Annotated in this window: 20 protein-coding genes and 1 pseudogene; 11 read left to right on the top strand and 10 right to left on the bottom strand. The window is 41.7% G+C overall.

The features are described 5' to 3' along the window. Window positions 1-217 precede the first annotated feature (217 nt). From V7K62_RS17060 to V7K62_RS17070, 3 genes are all read right to left on the bottom strand, one after another. Window positions 218-1,507, bottom strand: coding sequence for a cation:proton antiporter (locus V7K62_RS17060; protein ID WP_334865910.1), 1,290 nt, complete (start codon window positions 1,505-1,507; stop codon window positions 218-220). Window positions 1,508-1,928: 421 nt separating this feature from the next. Then, window positions 1,929-2,363: a hypothetical protein gene (locus tag V7K62_RS17065; protein ID WP_334865912.1), complete on the bottom strand. Its 435-nt coding sequence runs from the start codon at window positions 2,361-2,363 to the stop codon at window positions 1,929-1,931. Window positions 2,364-2,535: 172 nt separating this feature from the next. Beyond that, window positions 2,536-3,303 (bottom strand): GDSL-type esterase/lipase family protein, encoded by a 768-nt coding sequence (locus V7K62_RS17070; protein WP_334865914.1) that lies wholly within the window; start codon window positions 3,301-3,303, stop codon window positions 2,536-2,538. Window positions 3,304-4,219: 916 nt separating this feature from the next. Here V7K62_RS17070 and V7K62_RS17075 point away from each other — a divergent pair. After that, the gene (locus V7K62_RS17075; RefSeq protein WP_334865916.1) at window positions 4,220-5,422 is read left to right on the top strand and encodes an AAA family ATPase; all 1,203 of its coding nucleotides are present in this window, start codon (window positions 4,220-4,222) and stop codon (window positions 5,420-5,422) included. 150 nt (window positions 5,423-5,572) lie between these two features. Here the strand turns inward: V7K62_RS17075 and V7K62_RS17080 are convergent. Further along, window positions 5,573-5,759: pseudogene (locus V7K62_RS17080) on the bottom strand (response regulator); the annotation flags it as partial. 166 nt (window positions 5,760-5,925) lie between these two features. Here V7K62_RS17080 and V7K62_RS17085 point away from each other — a divergent pair. After that, entirely contained in the window at window positions 5,926-6,888 is a 963-nt protein-coding gene (locus V7K62_RS17085; RefSeq protein WP_334865918.1) for a general stress protein, read from the top strand. A gap of 154 nt (window positions 6,889-7,042) precedes the next feature. Here V7K62_RS17085 and V7K62_RS17090 read toward each other — a convergent pair whose 3' ends face one another. Further along, window positions 7,043-7,852 (bottom strand): SDR family NAD(P)-dependent oxidoreductase, encoded by an 810-nt coding sequence (locus V7K62_RS17090; RefSeq protein WP_334865920.1) that lies wholly within the window; start codon window positions 7,850-7,852, stop codon window positions 7,043-7,045. A 312-nt stretch (window positions 7,853-8,164) separates the two neighbouring features. After that, window positions 8,165-9,856, bottom strand: a complete 1,692-nt coding sequence (gene ilvD / locus V7K62_RS17095; protein ID WP_334865922.1) for a dihydroxy-acid dehydratase — start codon at window positions 9,854-9,856, stop codon at window positions 8,165-8,167. A gap of 105 nt (window positions 9,857-9,961) precedes the next feature. Between ilvD and V7K62_RS17100 the strand changes: the two genes are divergently transcribed. After that, entirely contained in the window at window positions 9,962-10,846 is an 885-nt protein-coding gene (locus V7K62_RS17100) for a LysR family transcriptional regulator (RefSeq protein WP_334865924.1), read from the top strand. A 193-nt stretch (window positions 10,847-11,039) separates the two neighbouring features. On the opposite strand, the gene V7K62_RS17105 is transcribed toward V7K62_RS17100, so the two are convergent. After that, complete coding sequence (locus V7K62_RS17105) at window positions 11,040-11,627, bottom strand: PEP-CTERM sorting domain-containing protein (protein WP_334865926.1); 588 nt, start codon at window positions 11,625-11,627, stop codon at window positions 11,040-11,042. Between the two features lie 646 nt (window positions 11,628-12,273). On the opposite strand from V7K62_RS17105, the gene V7K62_RS17110 reads away from it, so the two are divergent. Genes V7K62_RS17110 through V7K62_RS17120 form a run of 3 tightly spaced genes read left to right on the top strand, consistent with a single transcriptional unit; the run spans window position 12,274 to window position 14,724 of the window. Continuing rightward, the gene (locus V7K62_RS17110) at window positions 12,274-13,398 is read left to right on the top strand and encodes an acyl-CoA dehydrogenase family protein (RefSeq protein WP_334866045.1); all 1,125 of its coding nucleotides are present in this window, start codon (window positions 12,274-12,276) and stop codon (window positions 13,396-13,398) included. Next, entirely contained in the window at window positions 13,388-14,137 is a 750-nt protein-coding gene (locus V7K62_RS17115) for a PIG-L deacetylase family protein (protein WP_334865928.1), read from the top strand. Before V7K62_RS17110 ends, V7K62_RS17115 begins: the two co-directional genes overlap by 11 nt. After that, the gene (locus V7K62_RS17120) at window positions 14,134-14,724 is read left to right on the top strand and encodes a class I SAM-dependent DNA methyltransferase (RefSeq protein ID WP_334865930.1); all 591 of its coding nucleotides are present in this window, start codon (window positions 14,134-14,136) and stop codon (window positions 14,722-14,724) included. Before V7K62_RS17115 ends, V7K62_RS17120 begins: the two co-directional genes overlap by 4 nt. A gap of 363 nt (window positions 14,725-15,087) precedes the next feature. On the opposite strand, the gene V7K62_RS17125 is transcribed toward V7K62_RS17120, so the two are convergent. Then, on the bottom strand, window positions 15,088-16,389 hold the full coding sequence (locus V7K62_RS17125) for a glycosyltransferase family A protein (protein WP_334865932.1): 1,302 nt from the start codon (window positions 16,387-16,389) through the stop codon (window positions 15,088-15,090). A 372-nt stretch (window positions 16,390-16,761) separates the two neighbouring features. On the opposite strand from V7K62_RS17125, the gene V7K62_RS17130 reads away from it, so the two are divergent. Together V7K62_RS17130 and V7K62_RS17135 are read left to right on the top strand one after the other, a co-directional pair. Continuing rightward, the gene (locus V7K62_RS17130) at window positions 16,762-16,950 is read left to right on the top strand and encodes a hypothetical protein (RefSeq protein WP_334865934.1); all 189 of its coding nucleotides are present in this window, start codon (window positions 16,762-16,764) and stop codon (window positions 16,948-16,950) included. A gap of 7 nt (window positions 16,951-16,957) precedes the next feature. After that, a complete protein-coding gene (locus tag V7K62_RS17135) occupies window positions 16,958-17,185 on the top strand; it encodes a hypothetical protein (RefSeq protein ID WP_334865936.1) in 228 nt (75 codons plus the stop codon). A 465-nt stretch (window positions 17,186-17,650) separates the two neighbouring features. Here V7K62_RS17135 and V7K62_RS17140 read toward each other — a convergent pair whose 3' ends face one another. Further along, complete coding sequence (locus V7K62_RS17140) at window positions 17,651-19,138, bottom strand: GMC family oxidoreductase (RefSeq protein ID WP_334865938.1); 1,488 nt, start codon at window positions 19,136-19,138, stop codon at window positions 17,651-17,653. Between the two features lie 206 nt (window positions 19,139-19,344). After that, on the bottom strand, window positions 19,345-19,683 hold the full coding sequence (locus V7K62_RS17145; protein WP_334865940.1) for a CmcJ/NvfI family oxidoreductase: 339 nt from the start codon (window positions 19,681-19,683) through the stop codon (window positions 19,345-19,347). Window positions 19,684-19,945: 262 nt separating this feature from the next. Here V7K62_RS17145 and V7K62_RS17150 point away from each other — a divergent pair, with 262 nt between their 5' ends. The 3 genes from V7K62_RS17150 (at window position 19,946) to V7K62_RS17160 (ending at window position 22,355) form a co-directional block, all read left to right on the top strand. Then, the gene (locus tag V7K62_RS17150) at window positions 19,946-20,452 is read left to right on the top strand and encodes a DUF1993 domain-containing protein (protein ID WP_334865942.1); all 507 of its coding nucleotides are present in this window, start codon (window positions 19,946-19,948) and stop codon (window positions 20,450-20,452) included. Window positions 20,453-21,059: 607 nt separating this feature from the next. Beyond that, complete coding sequence (locus tag V7K62_RS17155) at window positions 21,060-21,197, top strand: hypothetical protein (protein ID WP_334865944.1); 138 nt, start codon at window positions 21,060-21,062, stop codon at window positions 21,195-21,197. Window positions 21,198-21,296: 99 nt separating this feature from the next. Next, window positions 21,297-22,355 (top strand): BMP family protein, encoded by a 1,059-nt coding sequence (locus V7K62_RS17160; protein ID WP_334865946.1) that lies wholly within the window; start codon window positions 21,297-21,299, stop codon window positions 22,353-22,355. Window positions 22,356-22,409: the final 54 nt, after the last annotated feature.

Here is a 22,409-nt window from a genome sequence, read left to right on the forward strand (position 1 = left end):
TGTTACGATGCAGTTACAGTCCTGAAACATGAATTCTGATGACTTTAGTAGCTTAATCCTTAGCAAAAAAGTTGGCAGTTATATAATATAGCAATCCTATTTTATTTGCTCTTTGCCGATAGGCTCAGATCCCCGACTTCTTGAAGAAGTCGAGGATCTTTTTATTCGTAGAGATTCTACCCCATTACTAGGTACTTAATTTTCTATTTATATTTGCTTAAGTAGAAGATTTCTCATAGCTTGTACCGTGCAATAAAAAGGCAATCAGTGGTGATGCCATAAGGGTAGTAATGACTGCCATGATAACCATTATAGTGAATAAAGTCGGGGTAATTATATCTTGTTCCAGACCAATATTGAGGATGATTAACTCCATCAAACCACGAGCATTCATCAGAGCGCCGATAGTTGCAGATTCACGCCAATTTTCCCCGGCTAATTTTGCAGCTAACATACAAGCAACACCTTTACCAAGAATTGCGATCGCAATAATTAATAACGTAACTCCCCACAAAGTAGGTGTGTTTACCAATCCAATTTGTGTGTTCAGTCCAGAGAAAACAAAAAATAATGGTAACAAAAAAGAAGTAGTTAAAAACTCCGTATATTGGCGAATTTGTTGGGCGAATTCTCCCCGTGGTGTTACTGCTCCCAGCACAAAAGCACCGAATATTGCATAGATACCTGTGACATCGGTAAACCATGCACAAAACATCAAAATTATCAACATCAAAGTCAGGGTTTGTCTGTTCACACCTGCATCGCGTTTTGTCATGCGTGTGAACGCTCTCAGTAGAGGTTGACCGAGAAAAATCGCAAATAGCACATAGCAAATGCCACCACCAATTGCTAATATGGCAATGCTCAGAGAATTTTTGACGCTAGCAAGCACAATCGCCAGCAAACACCAAGCAACTGCATCATCTACTGATGCTGCACCTAAAGCCAAAGTACCGAAGCGAGTTTGTGCAAGACCGCGTTCGTAAAGAATACGAGCTAACATTGGGAAAGCCGTAATTGTCATCGACGCACCTAGATACAAAGCGGCTGACCAAGGCATGACTTTTGGTTGAAAGAAATCGCCATTGTAATAAAACCAAAAAGACGCGATCGCTCCTAAAATAAAAGGAGTGATAATACCGGTCGCAGATAGCAAACTTGCACTTTTGATATGATGTTTTAAGAGTTTGGTATTGAACTCTAAACCAATCAAAAACATATAAATTACCAACCCAATTTGGCTGATAGCATATAAAATCGACATCGATGGATTGGGTATCTTGAGTCCGACAGCAGTGATGATGGGAAGCTTAGGAAACAACCATTGCTGAAAATCTGGTGCAATCAATCCTAAAAGTGATGGCCCTAGCATTACACCTGCGATCATTTCGCAAACAACATCGGTTTGACCAAGATAGCGGCGTCCTAAAATCGTGACAATGCGACATGTGATTAAAATAACTGTGAGTTGCAGAAATAGCTGAATAACCAGATCAAAATTAGACATTGCACTTCCTTAATTTGCGTCTCTGCATTGAAGAATCTCCCCAAACTCCAAAGCTTGTCCTGTTTTTCTCATATATGACTACTACATCAGCACAAGTGCCAATTTTGGGAAGATAAAATGGCTGTTTTTTATTTGATGAGATACAACAGGCAATGCGTTGCTTTGGTTTCCAAAGTTGTAGCAACTGCCATATTGTTCTTAGGAACGCACACAACTGTACGTCAATACAACATATTGCATCTAAACTAAAACCGCCATATATGATTTTTTATGATTTGTTAATTTGCGATTTATAACCTTTTTCATCTATTTAAACCACAATCGACTGTAGGGAGACACATCTGTGCGTCACTACCCGACGGTTTAATTACCTGAAAATTGCTATATTTTTTGATTAAATTAGTTTCAATAACTTGAGATTTTACAACCACTCCCCGCCCCGGAAACGCCAACGGGGGAAGATAATTCGCATCAGGCTTTGGGAAGTAATAAAAACTGCTAGCCACACAACACTATAGTGCAATAAAAAAGTTACTGGCGACAATTCTTCCTTCGGTAAAGGTATTGGTAAAAAGCCAAACAGTTTGACTCCAGAGAAAACAAATACCAATTCCCATATACCAGCTAAGAGTTGATAAACTGCGGGCCAATCTCTATCCCAACGGGATTTTTGCAGATAGTCATAAAGTACATCCCAACCTAAACCAAAGATGGCAACATAACCAAGTATCCAAAAATAAACGGAGTTAGCACCAGGGCCAATCCAACCTATTGCAAATGGCAAAGATCCGAGTACGCCGACAGTTGCCAGTAATAATAATCGAGTTTGCCAGCGACCAAATAAAGTTGGTGTCATAAGAGTGCTGAGTTAGGAGTTAGGAGTTATGAATAATATAGAGAAATTAGAGTTTTGATAAATAGATTTGGACTCGCGTTCATTAAAAATTCCGAAAGATTGCGGTGCTTTTTACGAGGATGGCAGATACGAGAATATCGGCTAGCCCCAAAGCACCAACACATCTATATTATTAGGATGGTTTCAGGTGATAATTAAATTGAGAATGGTAAGCTGCGTTGGCAAAGTCCAGTGTTTGCGTAGCGTCTCGTAGAGAAGGTATGGCATCCCAATTGATTACATCCTCTAACAAAGCTTGATAACCTAGCGTATTGGGATGGAGTCCATCTTCACTCAAGCGTTTGAGCCGCCAACTTTCACCGCGTTTCATCCATTGCTCAAAAATATCCAAATAGGGAATCTGCCGTTTGGTGCAAGCAATTCGAGTTGCTTCTTTGTAGCGGTATTGGTCGGCATGATTATAGTAAAAACAATCTAAAAATGGCATCTTGGCTTCATCCACTGGCACCATGCCCACAAATAACACAGGACAAAGTTGTTGTGCTAAATCTAGTAGAGACGCAATTTCCTTTTCAAACAATGTAAAATCTGTGTAACTTCGACCATCGGGACGCCCCAACCGGGCTGAGTCATTCACCCCTACGGATAAAATAATCAAATCAGGAACACGATTTCGCAGTTCACCCCGGTGGCGAAATTCAACTTCTAGCCTTTGGGCTACTTGTTGCGTGCGATCGCCTCTTACCCCTAAATTATAAAGAATATGACCGGCACTATCCGGCAACATCCACCATCGCCGTAGTTGCTCAATCCAGCCTCCTTTTTCCGGGTCGCCGAATCCATAAATTAAGCTGTCCCCCAGTGCGACAATCTTCATAGGCTGAAAGTGATTTGGTGGTACAGACAGCTGCATTGAGGAAGAAGCGAGAAATGTGTGCATTTAACAACTATATTTTATATCTTTACAAGATTCTATACATTTCTATACCATAGATGGCGATCTTTAGTGTCCAAGCATGTATGGAGTTTTTACTTGTTGATATCAGTTGCAAGGTTAATATTGCCGCAGTTGAGCCTCTGTACGATAGGCTACTGCACTTTAACAATCAGCATGAAAATCGAACCGCAGAGGCGCTGAGGACGCTGAGGAAGAGGGAGATCCCCGCAAAATTTTCGCCCTTTTGCATTTATAACAAATGGGCAAAAATTTTATTTTTGGGATGTAGGGAATTCTACCGGGCAATTCCACGAGTATGATATTAGACCTCTTGCATAAATAAAAAATAAGAAAGAATCCCACCCCGCCAAAGCTACGCTTTGTCTCCCCTCCCGAAGAGCGGGGAGGGCTTGGGGGTGGGGTGTTAGGGACTTTTGCAAGAGGTCTATTAGTCCTCATCTATAGATTGATAAGTAGTACATGTACGAATGGCACTAAGTTAAGATACAGCCCTTGCCCTAACTGCTTCCCAGCCTCTAGGCTGGGAAGCAGTTAGGGAGGCGGAGCCTCCTGTTTCTTGACGAGAGGCAGAGCCTCTCGGAATACATTCCCAGTCTTAAGACTGGGAACGAGGCCACACAAGCCTTTGGGCTTTTCTTAGTGCTATTCATACATGTACATCAATAGCTAAAAGTAAACCCCCACTTACCAATTGCTTTGTCAAAAAATTTGACACAGGTAGTCATCTTGTAATATTATATGTTACAGAAGTAATGAGTTAGATTAAAAAGACTTCCTAGCCAGCACAGTGGAAATAAAATTACCATTTGTACGCAATTAGTTGATATTGCGAGAAAACTTTTTCAAAACCTCCTAATTAACCCAAAATAACTTGATTAACGCTGCATAACTCATAAATATGGATTTTGACTATTTTAGAAGCAATGAAGGCACTCCTACAAATAATACCCGGCAAAGCTTACTTGCTAGCGGTTGGCGACCATTTAACCGAGAATTAGACTGGGGGTTTTTATGGCAACTTTTGTATAGTGACTCCCGCGAATTAACTCAAAAAAGTTTGAATTTAGCGAGTAATGTTGCTGATATTTTGGGACGAAATAATTATGCTTGGTGGGCTAATTTATTAAGTGTTGTATCCGATAATACTCGTTACGAAGTTGAAAAGTTTTGGAATTACATCACACCAGATCCTCAATCACCAGATCATCGTTACAAAGATGTTTTGAGTACGGAAACGCCCATTGTCCAATTTGTCAGTCGTAGTAGCATTCCCATTGATTATGTTCTTAATCGACTGCAAGAAATTACTGTACTGCGAGTTTTAGGTGTGTTGGGTAATCCCGATATTATTACCCAGTATTACTCAGAAAGAGATTTTTATTTTCCTATAGATAGATTTGTTAGCTGGGAACGTTTGGACGTTATTAATACTGTTTATGCTTACTGGTCTAAGTATGACATTTGGTTGCAAATTGACCCCTACGATCGCGGGCGACGACAATATGTTTTAATGGCGAGAAATCTCGCGCCACTAATTAACAAAGCGACTTACGACTTAGCAGTGATGCTGAGTGGATATCAAAGTCGTGTAGGCAAAATTCATAGTCAATTTACCATTCGGACATTTCCCCCAGATATCCAAAACTTTACTGATTCTGTACAGCAAGCGATTCTTAATCAAAAGCAGTTAGCAGTTGTTGTACATGGGCAACCAGGTACTGGTAAAACAGTGTGGACACAGGCAGTAGCAAAAGAAATTCTTGTACCCTTAGGTTATGTAATTTTTATTTTAGATCATGATGCGATCGCTAATTTTGTCCCACCGACTTACATAGAGCGCATTTGTATCGTTATTAACGAAGCTGATAATCTAGCGCAAAATCGTGCTTCGGAGGTAGCGCAATACAATAACAAAACCGAACACATTCTGAGTTTGCTGGATGGCACTTTGTATCAGAGTGTAATTGATGACTCTGGTATTCAAATGCAGCAACGGTTAGTTGTCTTGATGACTTGCAACACTACTGAAAGATTAGATCCAGCTATGTTACGTAAGGGCAGGGTGGATTTAATATATGAGTTTACGCAACTGTTTGTATGAATTGGGAAATACAAGGAAAGATTGACTTAGAAGGATCTTTATCGGGGGCTTCTCTATCAGAGACTACGGCAACACCTTTAGCGATCGCTGTAGTATCATCTGTAAATACTGATTTTGGAGCTTTCTCGAATTTCATAGCGCAGCAGTATTGGAGAGTAGCTTGCTTTTCTAAGCGAATAGCGATCGCTCTGAGCAATTCGTCTAGTGTCGAGGGTTTGGTAAGATAGTCGTCTGCTCCTAATTCCATAGCTTTGCGAACATCTGCTTTAGTACTACTGCCAGTCAGAAAAATGAAAGGAATAATTGCTGTCAGAGGATCTTGGCGTAGTGTAGTTAATCGGGTTTTCATAAACTACCCCGCTCTGCTAACACTGAGGGCGGGGTTTGTAATGAATTTTATTACTTAGGATAGTTTTGAGTTAAATAAAGTTGTATTTAAGATTACAGGTAATGAAAAACTAAATTTGTGGTAAATTAATTTTCCCTGCTATCAAGGAGTAATAATGGTTGTAAATCAATATCAACGTGTTGTGGGCGTATTTACTCATCGTAGAGATGCAGAACAGGCACTAGATGAGTTGAGAGATTCTGGCTTGGCGATGGAGAAAGTATCTGTAGTTGTCCAGAATGCAGACCGCAATCATGAGATTGCCGATAATGAAATTAAAGAGCGCACGGGTGATAAAGCTGACGAAGGTGCAACAGTAGGAGGGCTTTCTGGGGGCGCTGTTGGTGGGTTAACTGGTTTATTAGTAGGTCTTGGGACTTTAGCAATCCCTGGAGTTGGGCCAATAATGCTGGCTGGGGCAGCGGCAACTGCTTTAGTTACAACCCTTGTCGGGGCAAGTATTGGTGCTGCTACTGGGACTTTTGCTGGTGCATTAGTTGGTTGGGGAATATCGGAAGAGCAAGCTAAAGCATATAACGAGCGAGTAGAGCATGGACACTATTTCATAATCGTGGATTGTACATCTTTTGAAATTGCTAAAGTAGAAGCAATTCTACAGCGTTGGGGTATTGAAGACTTTGGCATTTACGAACATCTCAACAGTGAGCATAGAACTATAAATTATCTGACCACAACGAGTTCTGCTACTACCATTTCTAATAAAAGTGGGATTTTGACCAAGTATGCTACTGGTTACTTTGATAACATAGATAATATTGAAGCGGCAATTAACGATATGTATGCCGCAGGTTTTCCAGCAAACCAGATTTCTTTAATTTGCAAAGACTTTTCTCAATTGATTGGGTCAACACAGGTTAATTTAAGTGAGCGTTTTGACGCTATGAGGCTAGGAATAGCAGATGAGTGGGCACGGTTTTACAACGAGCAAATTGCTCAAGGTAATTACATCCTCATCGTCAGTGGCACAGACAATGAGCTTGAGCAAGCTAGCTTAATTTTTAGCAATTATGCGGTTCAGGAATGTCAAATTTATGACCCGATGTTAATTCGTTCTTGAAAACGAGTACCGGAAAATTTAACAATTTTGTTAGAGCAAATAATAGTCACTCGGATAGCATCTATATACTAGAAAACAGGGCATCAAACCCTGTTATTTAGTCGCTATACTTCCCCTCTTTACTCCACTTCGTTACCTTGAGGAAAGGGGCTAACTATTTTTTTCTGAGTTCGTGCATACTTCTCACAACCTTTGTTACCAAATTTCTGGGCGTAAATCTGACGCTTTCAGTTAATATCTTATTTCTCATCCCAGGAACAACAACAGTTTTGTTTTTCATTAAGCCCCGATAACCAATTCTAGCGACGGTTTCCGTATCCATCATTCTGTTAACGTTAGCAATCTTTGAATCTTCCATTGCAGCATTTTGTTGGAATTCCGATGCTGTTGGCCCTGGACAAAGAACAGTCACGCTGACACCTGTGCCCTCTAATTCATTAGCGATCGCTTCTGAAAATGATAAGACATAGGCTTTTGTCGCGAAATAAACTGCCATTAGAGGCCCTGGTTGAAAAGCAGCAGCGGAGGCCACATTTAATATTTTTCCATAGTTTTGCTCGATCATATCCTTGAGAAATAACTTCGTTAAATGAGTCAGGCTGACCATATTTACCTGGAGCATTTTCAGTTCAATGCTAAGGTCTGTTTCGCTAAATACTCCATAAGTACCAAAGCCAGCATTGTTTACCAGCACATCAATCTTGATGGATGCTTGCTGTAGTTCTGTAAAAATTTCTTCTGGGGATGTTGGGATAGATAAATCCTTAACAAAAATTTTGACGGAAATGCCAAATTTTTGCGGAAATTCATCTATAATTTCAGTAAGTTTTTGTTCGTTTTTATCCACTAACACAAGATTATAATTATGACGAGCAAAAATCTGGGTTAATTGATAGCCTATCCCACTAGCCGCTCCTGTAATTAGAGCAGTTTTTTTTTGCCGACTTTCGGATGTTTTATTCATGTGACAAAAATGACTAATTTGAGTTAATTAATTTAACTTTTATAAAAGTAGCTAAAGCAATATGTAATATTTCTTATAGCTACTTTTATGGGGACAAAAAATGATGCTATCCACCTGAAACGAGTATGCTTCAATCCAGGATATTAGGCGCAAATATAAAAATCTGTATCCATATAAACAAGAACAAGAGTATTTAATATCGTCAACAGCGCTGAATCTAGCCGGAAGTAGAGAGTCAGGAGGCATCTTTATTCTGGCTCCTGACTCCTCAAAACTTTAAAAGTGAAACTTAAATGGCTATTGGCTTAATAACTAGTTATTGAACAAATCCAAATCTGTCACAGCCCCAAGACTGCTAGAAGATACCAATTTGGCATATTTCGCCAATACGCCTTTAGTGTAACGCAAAGCAGGAGGTTGCCAGTTGGCACGACGACGGGTTAATTCTTCTTCAGATATATTCAACTGCAATAAACGAGCGGGTGCATCAATAGTAATACTATCGCCTTCTTCTACAAGCGCGATCGCACCACCAACGGCTGCTTCTGGTGCAACATGACCAACCACCATACCGTAAGTACCGCCAGAAAAGCGTCCGTCGGTAATTAATCCCACTGCATCACCCAAACCAGCCCCGATAATTGCTGAGGTGGGTGCCAACATTTCCCGCATACCTGGGCCGCCCTTGGGCCCTTCGTAGCGGATAACCAAAATATCACCTGCTTGAATTTTACCCGCCAAAATTGCATCTAAAGAGGCTTCTTCTGACTCAAACACCCGTGCAGTCCCGGTAATTACTGGTTTTTTCACCCCGGTAATTTTAGCGACAGCCCCCTCCACTGCCAGATTACCTCTGAGGATGGCTAAGTGTCCTTGAGGATACATCGGGTTATTCCAAGTCCGAATCACATCTTGGTTGCTAGATGGTTCTTCTGGGATATCTGCTAATATCTCTGCAATGGTTTGCCCGCTAATGGTGAGGCTATCACCATGCAATAAGCCATGCAGGAGTAGCATCTTCATGACTTGCGGAATGCCACCAGCTTTATGTAAGTCTGTAGCTACATACTTACCACTTGGTTTTAAATCACACAAAACGGGAACACGGGCGCGGATTGTTTCAAAGTCATCTAGGGTTAACTCTACATTAGCAGCGCGAGCGATCGCTAAAAAATGCAACACGGCATTTGTGGAACCACCCACCGCCATAATTACAGAAATAGCATTCTCTATAGATTTGCGGGTGATAATTTGCCGGGGTAAGATTTGTTTGCGAATGGCTTCGACTAACACATAAGCTGATTTTTCTGTGCTGTCGGCTTTTTCGGCATCTTCTGCTGCCATTGTCGAAGAATAGGGCAAACTCATCCCCAACGCTTCAAATGCTGAAGACATGGTGTTAGCCGTGAACATTCCCCCACAGGAACCAGCACCAGGACAAGCCCGACTTTCAACTTCTAATAATTCCTTGTCGTCAATTTTTCCAGCACTGTGTTGACCAACAGCTTCAAAAGAACTGACAACAGTTAAATCGCGTCCGTTGTAGTGACCGGGTTTAATTGTGCCACCGTAAACGAATATTGCAGGGATATTCATTCGGGCGATCGCTAACATTGCTCCTGGCATATTCTTATCACAGCCACCAATGGCTAGCACACCATCCATACTTTGTCCGGTACAGGCGGTTTCAATGGAATCGGCGATGACTTCCCGCGATACAAGGGAATATTTCATCCCTTCAGTTCCCATTGAAATCCCATCGCTAATGGTAATCGTGCCAAACATTTGTGGCATTGCACCGGCGGTTTTAATCCCAGCCTCTGCTATGAGCGCCAGTTGATTTATCCCCATATTACAGGGAGTGATCGTGCTGTAACCGTTGGCAATACCGACAATGGCTTTATTAAAATCTTCATCTTTAAAACCAACTGCCCGCAGCATAGCTCGATTTGGCGATCGCTGCACTCCTTGCGTCACAATTTGGCTTCTCAAATTCTCCGACATCGTTACATCATCCTCTAACTTGCATGTATGAGTATGATAGGTAGCAAGTTTTGATATGTCCAATATATATTTATGAATAATTGAGACTTATAAAATATCAAAACTATGGAACTGCGACACCTGCGCTACTTCATTGCTGTAGCTGAGGAACTCCACTTTAGTAGAGCCGCAGAGCGACTTCACATCGCTCAACCTCCCTTAAGCCAACAAATTCAACAGCTAGAAGCATCCCTTGGGGTAGAACTTTTTCAACGCAAAACTAAACGACAGGTGCAGCTAACGGAAGCCGGACAAGTATTTTTGCAAGAAGCTTATCAATTGTTCGCTCAACTAGAAAAAGCAATTGATCTGACTCAACGGACAGGTAGGGGTGAGAAAGGACAACTAAGAGTAGGTTTCACCACCTTAGTAACTTACGATTTGCTACCTGTGATTTTGCGGCAGTTTCGAGAACAGTTTCCAGAAGTGGAGTTAGTATTGCAAGAATTAACGACAACTCAGCAAGAACAAGCGCTATTCAATCGCCGCATCCATGTAGGTTTTGCCCATCCACCTTTAGAAGACAATACTTTCAATCAAGAATGCATTCAGCAAGAAGGACTAATTGTAGCTTTGCTAGAAACTCATTTCTTAGCTAGACAAGAAAATATTTCAGTGCGATCGCTCTTGAACGAAAATTTTATTATGTTCCCCCGCCATTTGGGCCCCGGACTTTACGATCAAATCCTGAGTCTTTGCCAGCAAGGAAATTTTAGCCCAAAAGTGACTCAAGAAGCAATCCAAATGCAGACAATTATCGGGCTAGTGTCAGCAGGAATGGGGATTGCGATCGTACCGTCTTCTTTGCAAAATCTTCAAAGGGCTGGTGTAGTTTATCGCACTTTAGAAGAAAAAACACCATTAGTAGAAACGGCTGTAGTGTGGCGACAAGAAGATATGACACCTGTTTTACGGGAGTTTCTACAAATTGTCAGAAGTGTCTGTGGTTAATTAATCAGTTAAAAAGGCGATCGCCTCCATTAGCTAAATATGCTAGGTTCTAAAGAAACCAATGGGAGTGTGCAAACCCTACGGTTAACTTTCGCTGCCTTTGGGTTAACTTCGCTTCGGGGTGTACCTCTGTAGTCTGTGATTGGCTATGCGCTGTGTAGATCGAGAAAGCTTTGCAAAAGAGTTGAGTAATTCATGCTTCAGATTTCGTCTCCCCAGCTTTTTTAGAGACAGCAATTGCACCAACTCCAAACAATAAACCTAGTAGGGAAGTGGGTTCAGGTACCGATGTAGATGAAGAACTCAGGATAATATTGGCAGCAGAATCTTGATAGATGTATGTTCCTGCCTGTCCCACTTCACCCGTTAAGGTAATTTCAGAGCTTGAAGTTCTTTCTAAGGTATATCTTGGAGCATCAAAAGCAATGCCAAAATCAACTACTAAATTCCAATTCGACCTAGAATCAAGCTCAAAATCGACATCCGGGGTTAAGTTACCGCCATTAGTAGAGCCTCTCTTCAAATTCAGGTCTAGATTGTTGACGTTAAGCTCCCAATCGTTCAAAGTCCCATCCTTTGAGTAAACCACGAATCCCGAATATTCGCTCTCTTCTGGCAAAAAGTTCTCCAATAGAGGGGTAGTAGCATCGACTAAGGTAAAATCGCCCGAAAATTCTTGTCTAGTTAGAATAGCTCCCAGCACGGGAGTAGTATGAAATACGCTTGCAACTACCAAACCAATCACGGCGACGCTAACTTTGGGAAGTCGAACTTGATTCATGGATTGGTTATGCTATTTAAATTTGTTGAAGGTATGCTATCACATCCTTGGCAACTTAAGATGTGCTTCGGAGGGGGCTTCTCGGTGGAGGAAGGCGGTTGGTATCGCCATCGATGAGGAGCATAACGCCAAAGATATTGACAGAAGGACTTACACCAGCAGGCAGGATCAGGATTATCTGAAGCCTGAAGAGGTGTTGGAGTGTGAGAAGTTCCGCTTTGCTCAGATCGTGGCAGATGCGCCCCAGTGGACTGAGTGGATGGCTTGACTTGTACGATCGCTATTCCCTTCCACAAGAACATTTTTTAAAGCGCAAATGTATTGCCTAATCTGCCGAAATTCGCATCTGACAACGACTTGACTCCTCCTAAATTTTTGAATTTGGAATTGCTGGAGGATATTACTGTTTATACTGCCTAATTGGATAATGTGCAGCTGAGAGGCATTTTCATTTTCTCTCTTTTTGCTGAGTATATAATCACACAAAAGATAGATTGATTAACCAACTTAATTTCATTACTATCAACAAGATATAAAGAAATATTACAGAAAGGAGTCGGCTATTAACATCCAATTATCACAGAATATCGTCATCCCCAAATGGTCTGATTCTAAGATTGCTCTTGATCTAAAACGTGCCAAGGAAATTGCCGATTATTGTGCAAACAATGCCAGTACTATAGATTGCAATAGTGCTTTTCCCAGGCAGGAGTTTGAACTGATTGCTAAGTCGGGGTTATTGGCTGCACCATTGGCGAAAGAATTAGGCGGATGGGGTGCAGGAATTGATGCTAATGTTAGCTACGAACTTTTAATCCTCTTAAAGCAGATAGGGCATGGCAATCTGGCAGTTGGTCGAATTTATGAAGGACATATCAACGCTCTGCAACTGATTCAGACCTTTGGTTCTATAGAACAAATCACAAGCTACGCCCGTGATGCCCGCGATCGCCAGAAAATATTTGGTGTTTGGAATGCCGAAGCCTCTGATGGTGTCAAGATAATTCCTTTTGAGAATGGACGTTATCGCCTGGAAGGTTCTAAAACGTTTTGCACCGGTGCAGGTTATGTAGAACGTCCTTTTGTTAATGGAGTATTGCCAGAAGGCGGTTGGCAAATGTGCATTGTGCCGATGGACGAAGTGACAACGGTTAGCGATCCAGCTTGGTGGCAACCTTCTGGGATGCGAGCTACCGCTAGTTACAAAGTGGATTTTAGCGGTGTAGAGTTGGATCAGAGCGCTTTAATCGGGCAGCCAGGAGATTACTATCGACAGCCGTGGTTGTCTGTGGGAGTGATTCGGTTTGCCGCCGTGCAACTAGGTGGGGCAGAAGCACTGTTTAACCTGACTCGCCAGTATCTCCAGAAGTTGGAATATACAAACGATCCATATCAACAGGAACGGCTTGGCAAAATGGCGATCGCTATTGAAAGTGGTAATCTCTGGCTGCGGGGGGCCGCAGAGCAGGTAGCAGCCTATGCACCAGCGTTTGGTGGTTATCCCACAGTTACCCACCCACAAGCAGATCAACTCGTCGCCTATGCAAACATGGTGAGGACAGCAGTTGAGCAAATTTGCATTGATGTGATGCATTTGTGCCAACGTTCTGTTGGGACTCGCGGCTTACTACCACCAAATCCGATGGAACGCATTATCCGAGATTTGACTCTATATCTGCGTCAACCTGCTTTTGATGCGGCCTTGGCAAATGTAGGACAGTATGTATTGCATGAAAGTAAGGAAGCTGATTTACTTTGGAATGATGAATAAATTCGGCTTGATTGGATTACCACTAAGCAATCCTAGTGTTTTGCCCTGGCGTTCCGTTGACGAGATCGCTTGTAGTCCGGCATTAATCGTTGCACCCCATCCTGATGATGAGACGTTAGGCTGTGGAGGTGCGATCGCTCTGTTACGGTCTTTGAATTGTGATGTGCAAGTTTTAGTCATAAGTGATGGTACTCTTTCACACCCTCATTCCCAAAAATATCCCGCAGATCAACTCCGTGCTTTGCGGGAAGCAGAAACCTTATCAGCATTGAAATTACTAGGTGTAGAAGTTAATGCTGTCACCTTTTTGAGAATGCAGGATGGGTCAATTTCAACACAGTATCAAAGTGCAGTCGCTAGTTGTCGTGCTTACATCACAGAAGTCGCCCCACAAATTATCTTTTTACCGTGGCGATATGACCCTCATGCAGACCACCGAGGGACGTGGAAATTAATTCACGCCGTGCTGGATGATTTGTGCTTTTCCCCCCGATTGATTGAGTATCCGATTTGGGATTGGGATTCAAACCAACGGGGAAGTCTACCAGAATCTCTTGAGGTAACAACCTGGCGGTTGAATATTAACACGGTAGTGGAGTTGAAACAGCAAGCGATCGCTGCTTATCGTTCCCAAATTACAGATTTAATTGATGATGACCCAGAAGGCTTTCGCCTGAGTCCCGAAATGTTAGCGAACTTTACTCATCCTTGGGAAGTTTATTTAGAGGAAATCCAATGAACCCGTTACAATCCGACTCCTTACCACCCAGCTACTTCGATAAACTCTACAGCGAAGATCCCGACCCGTGGAAGTTCGAGACAAGGGAATACGAAGCTAACAAATATGCTGCGACGATTGCAGCTTTACCCAAAGAGAGCTATCGGTCTGCCTTTGAAATCGGTGGTTCCATTGGCGTTTTAACTGAAAAGCTACAAAAGCGTTGTGACTCCCTGCTCTCGGTTGATGTGTCAAAACTGGCACAGAATAGAGCAAAAGAGCGCTGTCGGCATCTCTCCAATGTCAAGTTCCAGATTATGCGTGTCCCAGAGCAATATCCTGATGAGATGTTTGATTTAACTCTAGTCTCGGAAGTTGGCTATTACTGGAGCTGGGAAGACCTGAAAAAATCCCAACAGTGCATTTTAGAACACCTGGAACCTGGAGGACATCTACTTTTAGTTCATTGGACACTCTATGCCCGTGATTATCCGTTGAGTGGGGATGAAGTTCATAACTCGTTTTTTGAGTTGACCCCAAATAAACTGCGGCATTTAAAAGGTAAACGAGAGGAAGAATATCGACTTGATTTATTCGAGCGAGTTTAACAAATGAAGAATAATTCAGGCTTAATATCCCCCGAATTCTATTCGGGGGATATAAGTATCACGGCTAGTAACGCTTTCCTATTGGTGACGCGGTACCCTCAGTGTTGCGTAAGCTTCCCACAGAGTACTGCTCTTTATATGGTTGTGACATACTCCCACACTGACTGCAAGCAGTACAGTGTGGGCTTCTCAGCGACTCCCGGTATCCCGTCGGACATTAACTGAGCTTTGTTTTAAGTCCACGAGAAGCCCCTCCGCAGACTATAAATTTCTTACACCTCGACTTCGCTCGGTGTAACCCTGAGCCAACACGATAGTATCAAAAAACATGGAAATTGGCGATTCGTCGCCCAAAAATTCATCTCATCGCCTCCCTTCGGGCGAGAGGCTTCTTTTTGTTTTAGCTAAATCATTCGGGGTCAAATTATTCCCTTGGAGTTTACTCCAACTGAGCCGCAAACTTTCAAGACGCAAGCGCAAATCTCCAATTGCTTGTCGAATTTCCACGAGTTTCCAGCGCGAAGCCCAAGTTCCTTCTGACTGCTGGCGTTCTTCGACTTCTTCATACAATTGACCAAAGGTATAAGGTTGGGTCAATTTCTGCACAAGCCATTGGGCTGAAATTCCTAACATCTCTGCCAAGGATGCAACGCGAGGATAATCTGATTGATAGCCATTAAGAACATACCACCACATCGCTCGTAATTGGCGGCGTGCAATAAAACGAGTTTCAATAGCTGCTGCTGGCTCCACTACAAATGGTTGCTGCTGCCGTCCCATTTCTATCCATTCACTCAACTGATTTGCTAAACCAACATTTGTACGTCCGATTTGCCTCGCCGAAGTTACTACCCGCACTAGGGGACTGTGGCGAAACCGGGCATTTACCCGTACCAAAGCACGATAAAAAGCTACATCTTCAGGAGTCCGCACTGGTGGTAAGCCTCCTGCCAGTGCATACATTTCTGCTGTGACTGCCAAACTTGCTCCATAGTGCTGATAATGCCGGGGAAAGTTGTCATAGGGGTTGGGATCGAGATAAGTTTCTAATTCGGTAATTAAATAACGGTAGCCTACTTCACGCAGATGGCAAGCTCTGGCGTAAGGGTCTAGCTCGGCAAGACCAGTGCGCTCAACAACAATTCGCCCACCTACAGCATCAGCACCACAGTTAATTTCGTATAGATTGGCAGCAATCCAAGTTGGGCTTACCTGGGAGTCTCCATCAGTTGAAGCAATTACCCCCCTTGTGCGTCCTAAGCTACACAAACGGCGATATGCTTCATCCATCAAAATCTGACGTACTCGACCAATATAGGCTGACGCAGCAGGCAGACTTTTTTCAACTACATGCAGTGCTATCTGTGGATTTTGTTCAGCCAAACTTCGAGCTATAGCTGCTGAATCATCGCTACAATTATTTGCCAACAAAATTATTTCGTAACGTCTAGGATCTAAAAGCTGTCCTTCTAAATCAACCTGATGTATTAGGGCACTAAGAGTTGCTGCTAATGTCTCAGCTTCATTGCGAACTGGAACAATTACACAAACTTCACAATCCGGTGATGGTGGTATTTGAACTAAAGTTTGAGAAAAGTCTTTATTGACTTGTACGGATGGAAAGTCAGCAATGAAGAACAAGCCCTTACTTTCCATAAAAACCATTTTTCCATCTCCAGGAACAGCGACAGAGTATTTCATCCAAAACGGAAAATATTAATATTTGTAACTATATTTTGGTAAATTTCTCATTTACTTGGAATCTATCTCCAGTCTGATTAGTATTTATTAAAACTCTCACAACAGAAGCTATCAAAGAGTAATATTTGTTTTTCTCTCCCTCAAAGTGTTGCTAATAACAGCCTAATTATTATACATTCCTTACTCATAGCAAATTTTAGACGAGAAAATCATCCTTAAATCATGTATTTTATTTGATTTTTTTCCTGATAATCAGTCTGAAGAAAGAGACGAATAATATTACATCTCATTAAGATTTACATATTAATAGTAACTCAATCAGATCAAAGCAGATTGATGCAAAAACTTAAACACAAGATTAGTAACCTGCTTTTTGGTCGTTATAAACATTCCTTGGGTAATTCTAAAAGCACGTCTGTTCGTAGTTTGGATCGCCTCAACCTTACCTTGGGCGATGTCCGAGATGTTTTTGAACCTTACTTGGCAATTTTCTTAGCCGCAGATCGTCATTGGAATCCAGTTTAAGTAGGTATTGCTCTATCAACCACTAGCATTGCTGGAATTTTGGCACAAACCCCAACAGGTGCGCTTAGTTGATGCCTCCCGTCACAAAAGGTTACTGATTGCGATCGCTACCCTAGCTGTTGAAATTAGCTATATTGTGATTGTTAACTTTTCGGCTTTACCTGCGGTGGTTGCAGCTCAGGCTGTCATTAGTTCTGTTCTATCTGGCGAATGGTGCATTACTACCTTTAGTTAGTCAAGAGTTAACCGCAGGACAGCAAAATACTCCCTCACTCTACATTTCTGCTGCCATTGTTGTAACACAGCTAACGATCTCGGAATTAACACAGTTTGAAAATCTGGGACTATATCAAATAGGGTAACTTGTGTTTTCAGAGTCTAAGCAAGTTGACATTAAACAAGTGCGGATTGAATATCAGAGGCATAATCCTATTGAATCGTTTGGAGTTAATACGGACTTTCTTTTCTTCTCTTTGAGATTGTCGCTCCTTGTGCCTCATTTCTGCTTGTTTGATTAACAAAAGAAATTGGTCGTAGTTGATTCCCAATAGTTGCTTGATCCGATGTGGATATTTTTGAATATAATAGAGTGGATTTTTCATTGTGGTAGACCAACGGTAGACGCTCAAATCTCGGTTCTACCATTTTTTTGTCCCCAAATTTATATTTCGGACAGGTCTAATGCCGACCAACAAAATACTCAACATTGTAACGAGCGAATGATAATGTCAGCTCCCTTATCAGCAATCATCATGGTTGCAGCTGCGGTATTCGCGGTGATTGAGAGAGGAAACACGGAAGAATCAATGACACGGAGTCCTGATATACCGCGCACCCTAAGTTCTGTGTCCACTACGGAATCCCGATCAGTCCCCATCCTGCAAGTTCCGCAATAGTGGTGTGTTGTATCGGCTGTTTCTCTGATGTAAGTCTCCAAATCTGCACCCGTTTCTGGAGCAATTTGTTTTGACCGCCATTGGCTCAAGCCGAGTTGATTGCCAATGTCGATGCCTAACTGAAGTGCCGTTTTACACATCTGGATATCTCCAGGTGCCGTCAGATAACCTGGATCAATCATAGGAGTATCATTAGGATTGCTTGAGCGCAGGGTAACAGTTCCTCTACTCTTTAGGTGCATAATGTTTGGCCACAACCAAAAAGAACGTTCTGGGCCAGGGAAACCTTTGAGCGTTCCAACGCCGACTGAGGATTCTATATCAATAACTAAACTACTATTTTCTGTAGAAGCAAAGATGACAGCTGGGGCTAAACCATAGGAATAGAATGGCACATCTTTGTTTTGGGGAATATAAAATCCGACACTAACAAAAAGATCGTCATAGAAATTTTGACCGACTTCTGGAACATTTGCAACTACAGAAATATCAAATTTTGCTAATTCGTTTTCGTCACCGATACCTGAGAGCATCAAGATTTTTGGACTTGCAATCGCACCTGCACTCAGAATAATTTCATTCTGTATATAAGCAAGGTGTTGTTGACGCTCTTTGACATATTCAACACCAATCGCTCTGGTATCCTCGAATAAGATTCGGGTTACAAAAGCCATTGGGTGTACGGTTACATTCTGATATTTTTCTGGCTGGAAAGTGCTGTATGTAGTTTCTCTAATTAGATTAGATGTTCCCGTCACGTTAAATTGAAACAGAGCGTATCCATATTGACTTTCGCTGGTATTGTAGTTGGGATTATGAGGCAAGCCGTATTGTGCGGCAGCAGTAAACAAATCGTTGATCAACTCCGAAGCTTCCCCGATCAAGACTTTCATGATCTGCTCTACGTTCTGAAAGTGTGGCAAAACATCATTCCATGACCAACCAGGTGCTACCTTGCCCCACGCATCAAAGTCAGAGCGGCTACCCCGCACGTAGGCCATAGCATTATGCAGCGCACACCCACCTAAAACTTTTGCTTGCGCTAGCTTAATGACGCGATTGTTTAAATTTGGTTGTGGTACTGACTGATAACCCCACTCAATTTCTGGACATTTCTGCAAAACCTCAAACCAGTTGCTTGGTGTCCACATCTTTTCATTATCTGGAGTTCCTCCAGCTTCGAGTAGGAGAATACTTACACTCTCGTCACTTGCAGCGAGTTTTGAGGCCACTATGCTCCCAGCAGAACCCGCACCAATCACAATGTAGTCATAATGAGCGATTTTTGTCATTTTGCTCCCACTTTTGACTTAAAGTTTCAAGCAATGCTACCCCACTTATGAAAAATAGCCTATCCGTGAGAGGTTAAGATAATTGCACATTAAATGTTGCAGCCTAACAGACGAGAGCTAGTTTAACGTCATGATTAGCAAAATACCCTCGCCCCAGCCTCAGATAATAATGCATCCGCAGTTTGGGATACCAGGCGTCATCATTCTTATGTAGGATAGAAAACCAGCGTCCGCAATTCAATACTTTCTCTAGCTGGGGCATCTGGTGGGCTTGTTGGGTCATCAAAGCCAGTATGAGCAGGAAACCTCGCCCGTCCGTCTTTAGCGGAGTCAAAGCACTTAAACAATAGTGCCTCCCAGGGTTGCATTTGGGGGAAGTAGAACCATTGATCTGTTGGGTTATAGGTTATTAAGTAGCTTTCACCAACGTAATCGCGGTACACGAGGTCACTAGCTACTAGGTCTGTTGGTGCCATACTAAGAGCGTCGCACACTGCTAATGGTGACTCATAAACTGGGGCGATCGCTCGCCAAATGTTAATCAAAGCAAATTTTTGCTGTAGCAATTGATCACAGAGTGAAATTAATCGCTTTTTGCAGTCCGTCGCCGAGCTGCCACCAGAAGAGTATTTATTGCAGGTGACTAACTGGGAGCAAAGAGAATATTTTGAATTATTTTGAATTGAGTTTGGTTTCTAGGACTAGATATATAGACAAACAAATCTTTTGACACCAGATCGTGGTCACTCACCCTTATATTAGATGGGACAGTTCAAAATCCTTTCAACTTTTTGTGGAGAAATCTCAATGACCATTTCAATGTACCAAGCTTCAATACCTGTATCTATTCGCACACTTAATAATCTGGTAAATATTCTCCAAAAAGGTGCTATTTATGCAGAAACTAAAAAAATAGATCCTTCTGTGTTTATAAATAGTCGTCTATCCCCAGATATGTTTCCGTTATCAAAACAAGTGCAAATTGCCTCTGACATTGTAAATAGAGGTACTGCACGATTAGCAGGTATAGAAGCACCCCAATTTGAGGATAATGAAACTACATTCCCTCAACTTATTGACCGCATTCAAAAAACTATCTCTCATTTAAATACATTCAAATCTGAGCAAATTGATGGTTCAGAAGAGAGAGAAATTACCCTACAAATGCGTGACCAGACTCTATCTTTTCAAGGAATGCCATATCTGTTCTATTTTGTTTTACCAAACCTTTATTTCCATGTCACAACAGCGTATGACATTCTCAGACACTGCGGTGTAGAACTTGGTAAACAGGACTTCCTTGGTCAGCCTTAACCCAAGCAATATCTAACCTAAATTTTTCGAGAATTTCCAATCAAAACTTGCGTTAGATATTGCTTGAGTTAGTAAAAAACAGACTTATTGACCTTTTTTTAATTCAAAATTCAAAATTCAAAATGAATAATAATAATTTTGAATTAATTAATTCGGAGTAGAGGTTCCCACTGATTCTAAGAATCAGTGGTCTACAATCAGTGGTGGGTTCAAGCCCCCCACTGATAGCGCAGCGTAAAGCCTACGGCATGGCTTCTCTACGAGAGTCCGCGTTCGCTTTTAGCGTCTCGTAGAGAGCGTCTTGCAATTTTGAATTAATAATTTTGAATTTTGAATTGATTTGACTTCTTGGCATTGTGGGGAAAAGTTTTTTCTTCTTCAACATTTCCCTTTTCTCTTTCTCGGTAATTACACTGGCTTGAATCTCGCCGATTAATTAGTAAAATCTAATACTACATCAAATTCAATATTTGTTCGGGTATGAGTATGATTTCGTTTAGACCAATGATATTGATTATAGGCATAAGTATTGGTTTACTGCCTCTGTTGTCCAACTGGCGCGTCCAAGCACAAAATCAATCACAAAACATTGAGCTAAAAGTTTATAGTGAATGAGCAAAAACAAAGCTGTCCAGACAAAGTGATTGTCACTGAAAAACCCCATCCTTATCAAGAAGGGAGTTTTGCAACAGATGGCTCTATTAACCTGTATGAGTACATCGCGATCGCTATTTTTATCAAGTAAGTTTTCGGTTTCATGAAACTCCTCAACAAGTTACAAAAGACCACCTACGACTTTAGAGTGTTGAAATAACTAAAATAGGTATCTATCTGAAGGTGAGGTATGACAACAAACTTTAGTCGGCGTGAATTTATCTTGTTTGGTTCAGCCGCGTTTGCCACCAGCTTAGTGGTGCAAGCTTGTAGTAATAGGCCGACAACACCAACAGCAACAACAACAGGTGGTAGTGAAGGGTTTAAAATAGCGATCGCTCTCCCTGGAATGATTACCGATAAAGGCTGGAATCAATCTGGTTATGAAGGAATCAATCTAGCAAAACAAACGCTAGGTGCCCAAATCGCCTATGTAGAAAAAGTAGCACAAGCAGATCAAACAGAAGTATTAACAGATTTTGCTCGTAAAGGCTACAATCTCATCTTCGCGCATGGCGGACAATTTGATGCCGCAATTGAACAAGTCGCCTCACAGTTCCCCAACACATTTTTTGTGGGAGTAAATGGTAATCTCAAGGCTGAGAATATTGCTTCTTTACGAATAGATCACCTACAAGCTAGTTATTTGTGTGGTATTATCGGTGCTTCTGTCACTAAATCTAATAAATTAGCTTATATTGCTGGAGAAAAGTTTCCCGCTACCGAGGGAGAACTGCGGGGATTTGAATTAGGGGCAAAGTCTGTTAAACCAAATATCCAAATTACTTCTACTTTTACAGGTGATTGGAATGATGTTGCCAAAGCCAAGGAAGCTACTCTGGCACTAATTTCTTCTGGTGCTGATGTCATCTATCAATGGTTAGATAATGCTTCAGCCGCAGTTTTACAAACAGCAGGTGAAAAAGGAGTATATGCTTTTGGTAACACCAAGGATCAATTAGACATTGCACCAAAAGCTGTCTTAACCAGCGCTGTCAAACGCTTAGATTTAGCCATCGTTTACATAGCAGAATTAGCTAAACAAAAACAAATCAAAGGACAAATATATACAATTGGGCTAGAAAGGACAGATATCTTATTTTTAGGAAAATTCGGAGCAATCATACCGGAAGCAGTAAAGCAAAAGGTATTGAATGCAAAGCAAGAGATTGTTAATAAAAAAATCGTTTTTGAAGACTGTAAAGAGGCTGGGAAGGATACGCGCTGCGTAAAAAAAGCAACAATATAGGTTGAGCAGACTAGATTAAAAAACTTTTGTAGTGAGGACTTTAGCCCAGATATT

It is taken from the genome of Nostoc sp., assembly GCF_036917935.1.
Classification (GTDB): domain Bacteria; phylum Cyanobacteriota; class Cyanobacteriia; order Cyanobacteriales; family Nostocaceae; genus Nostoc.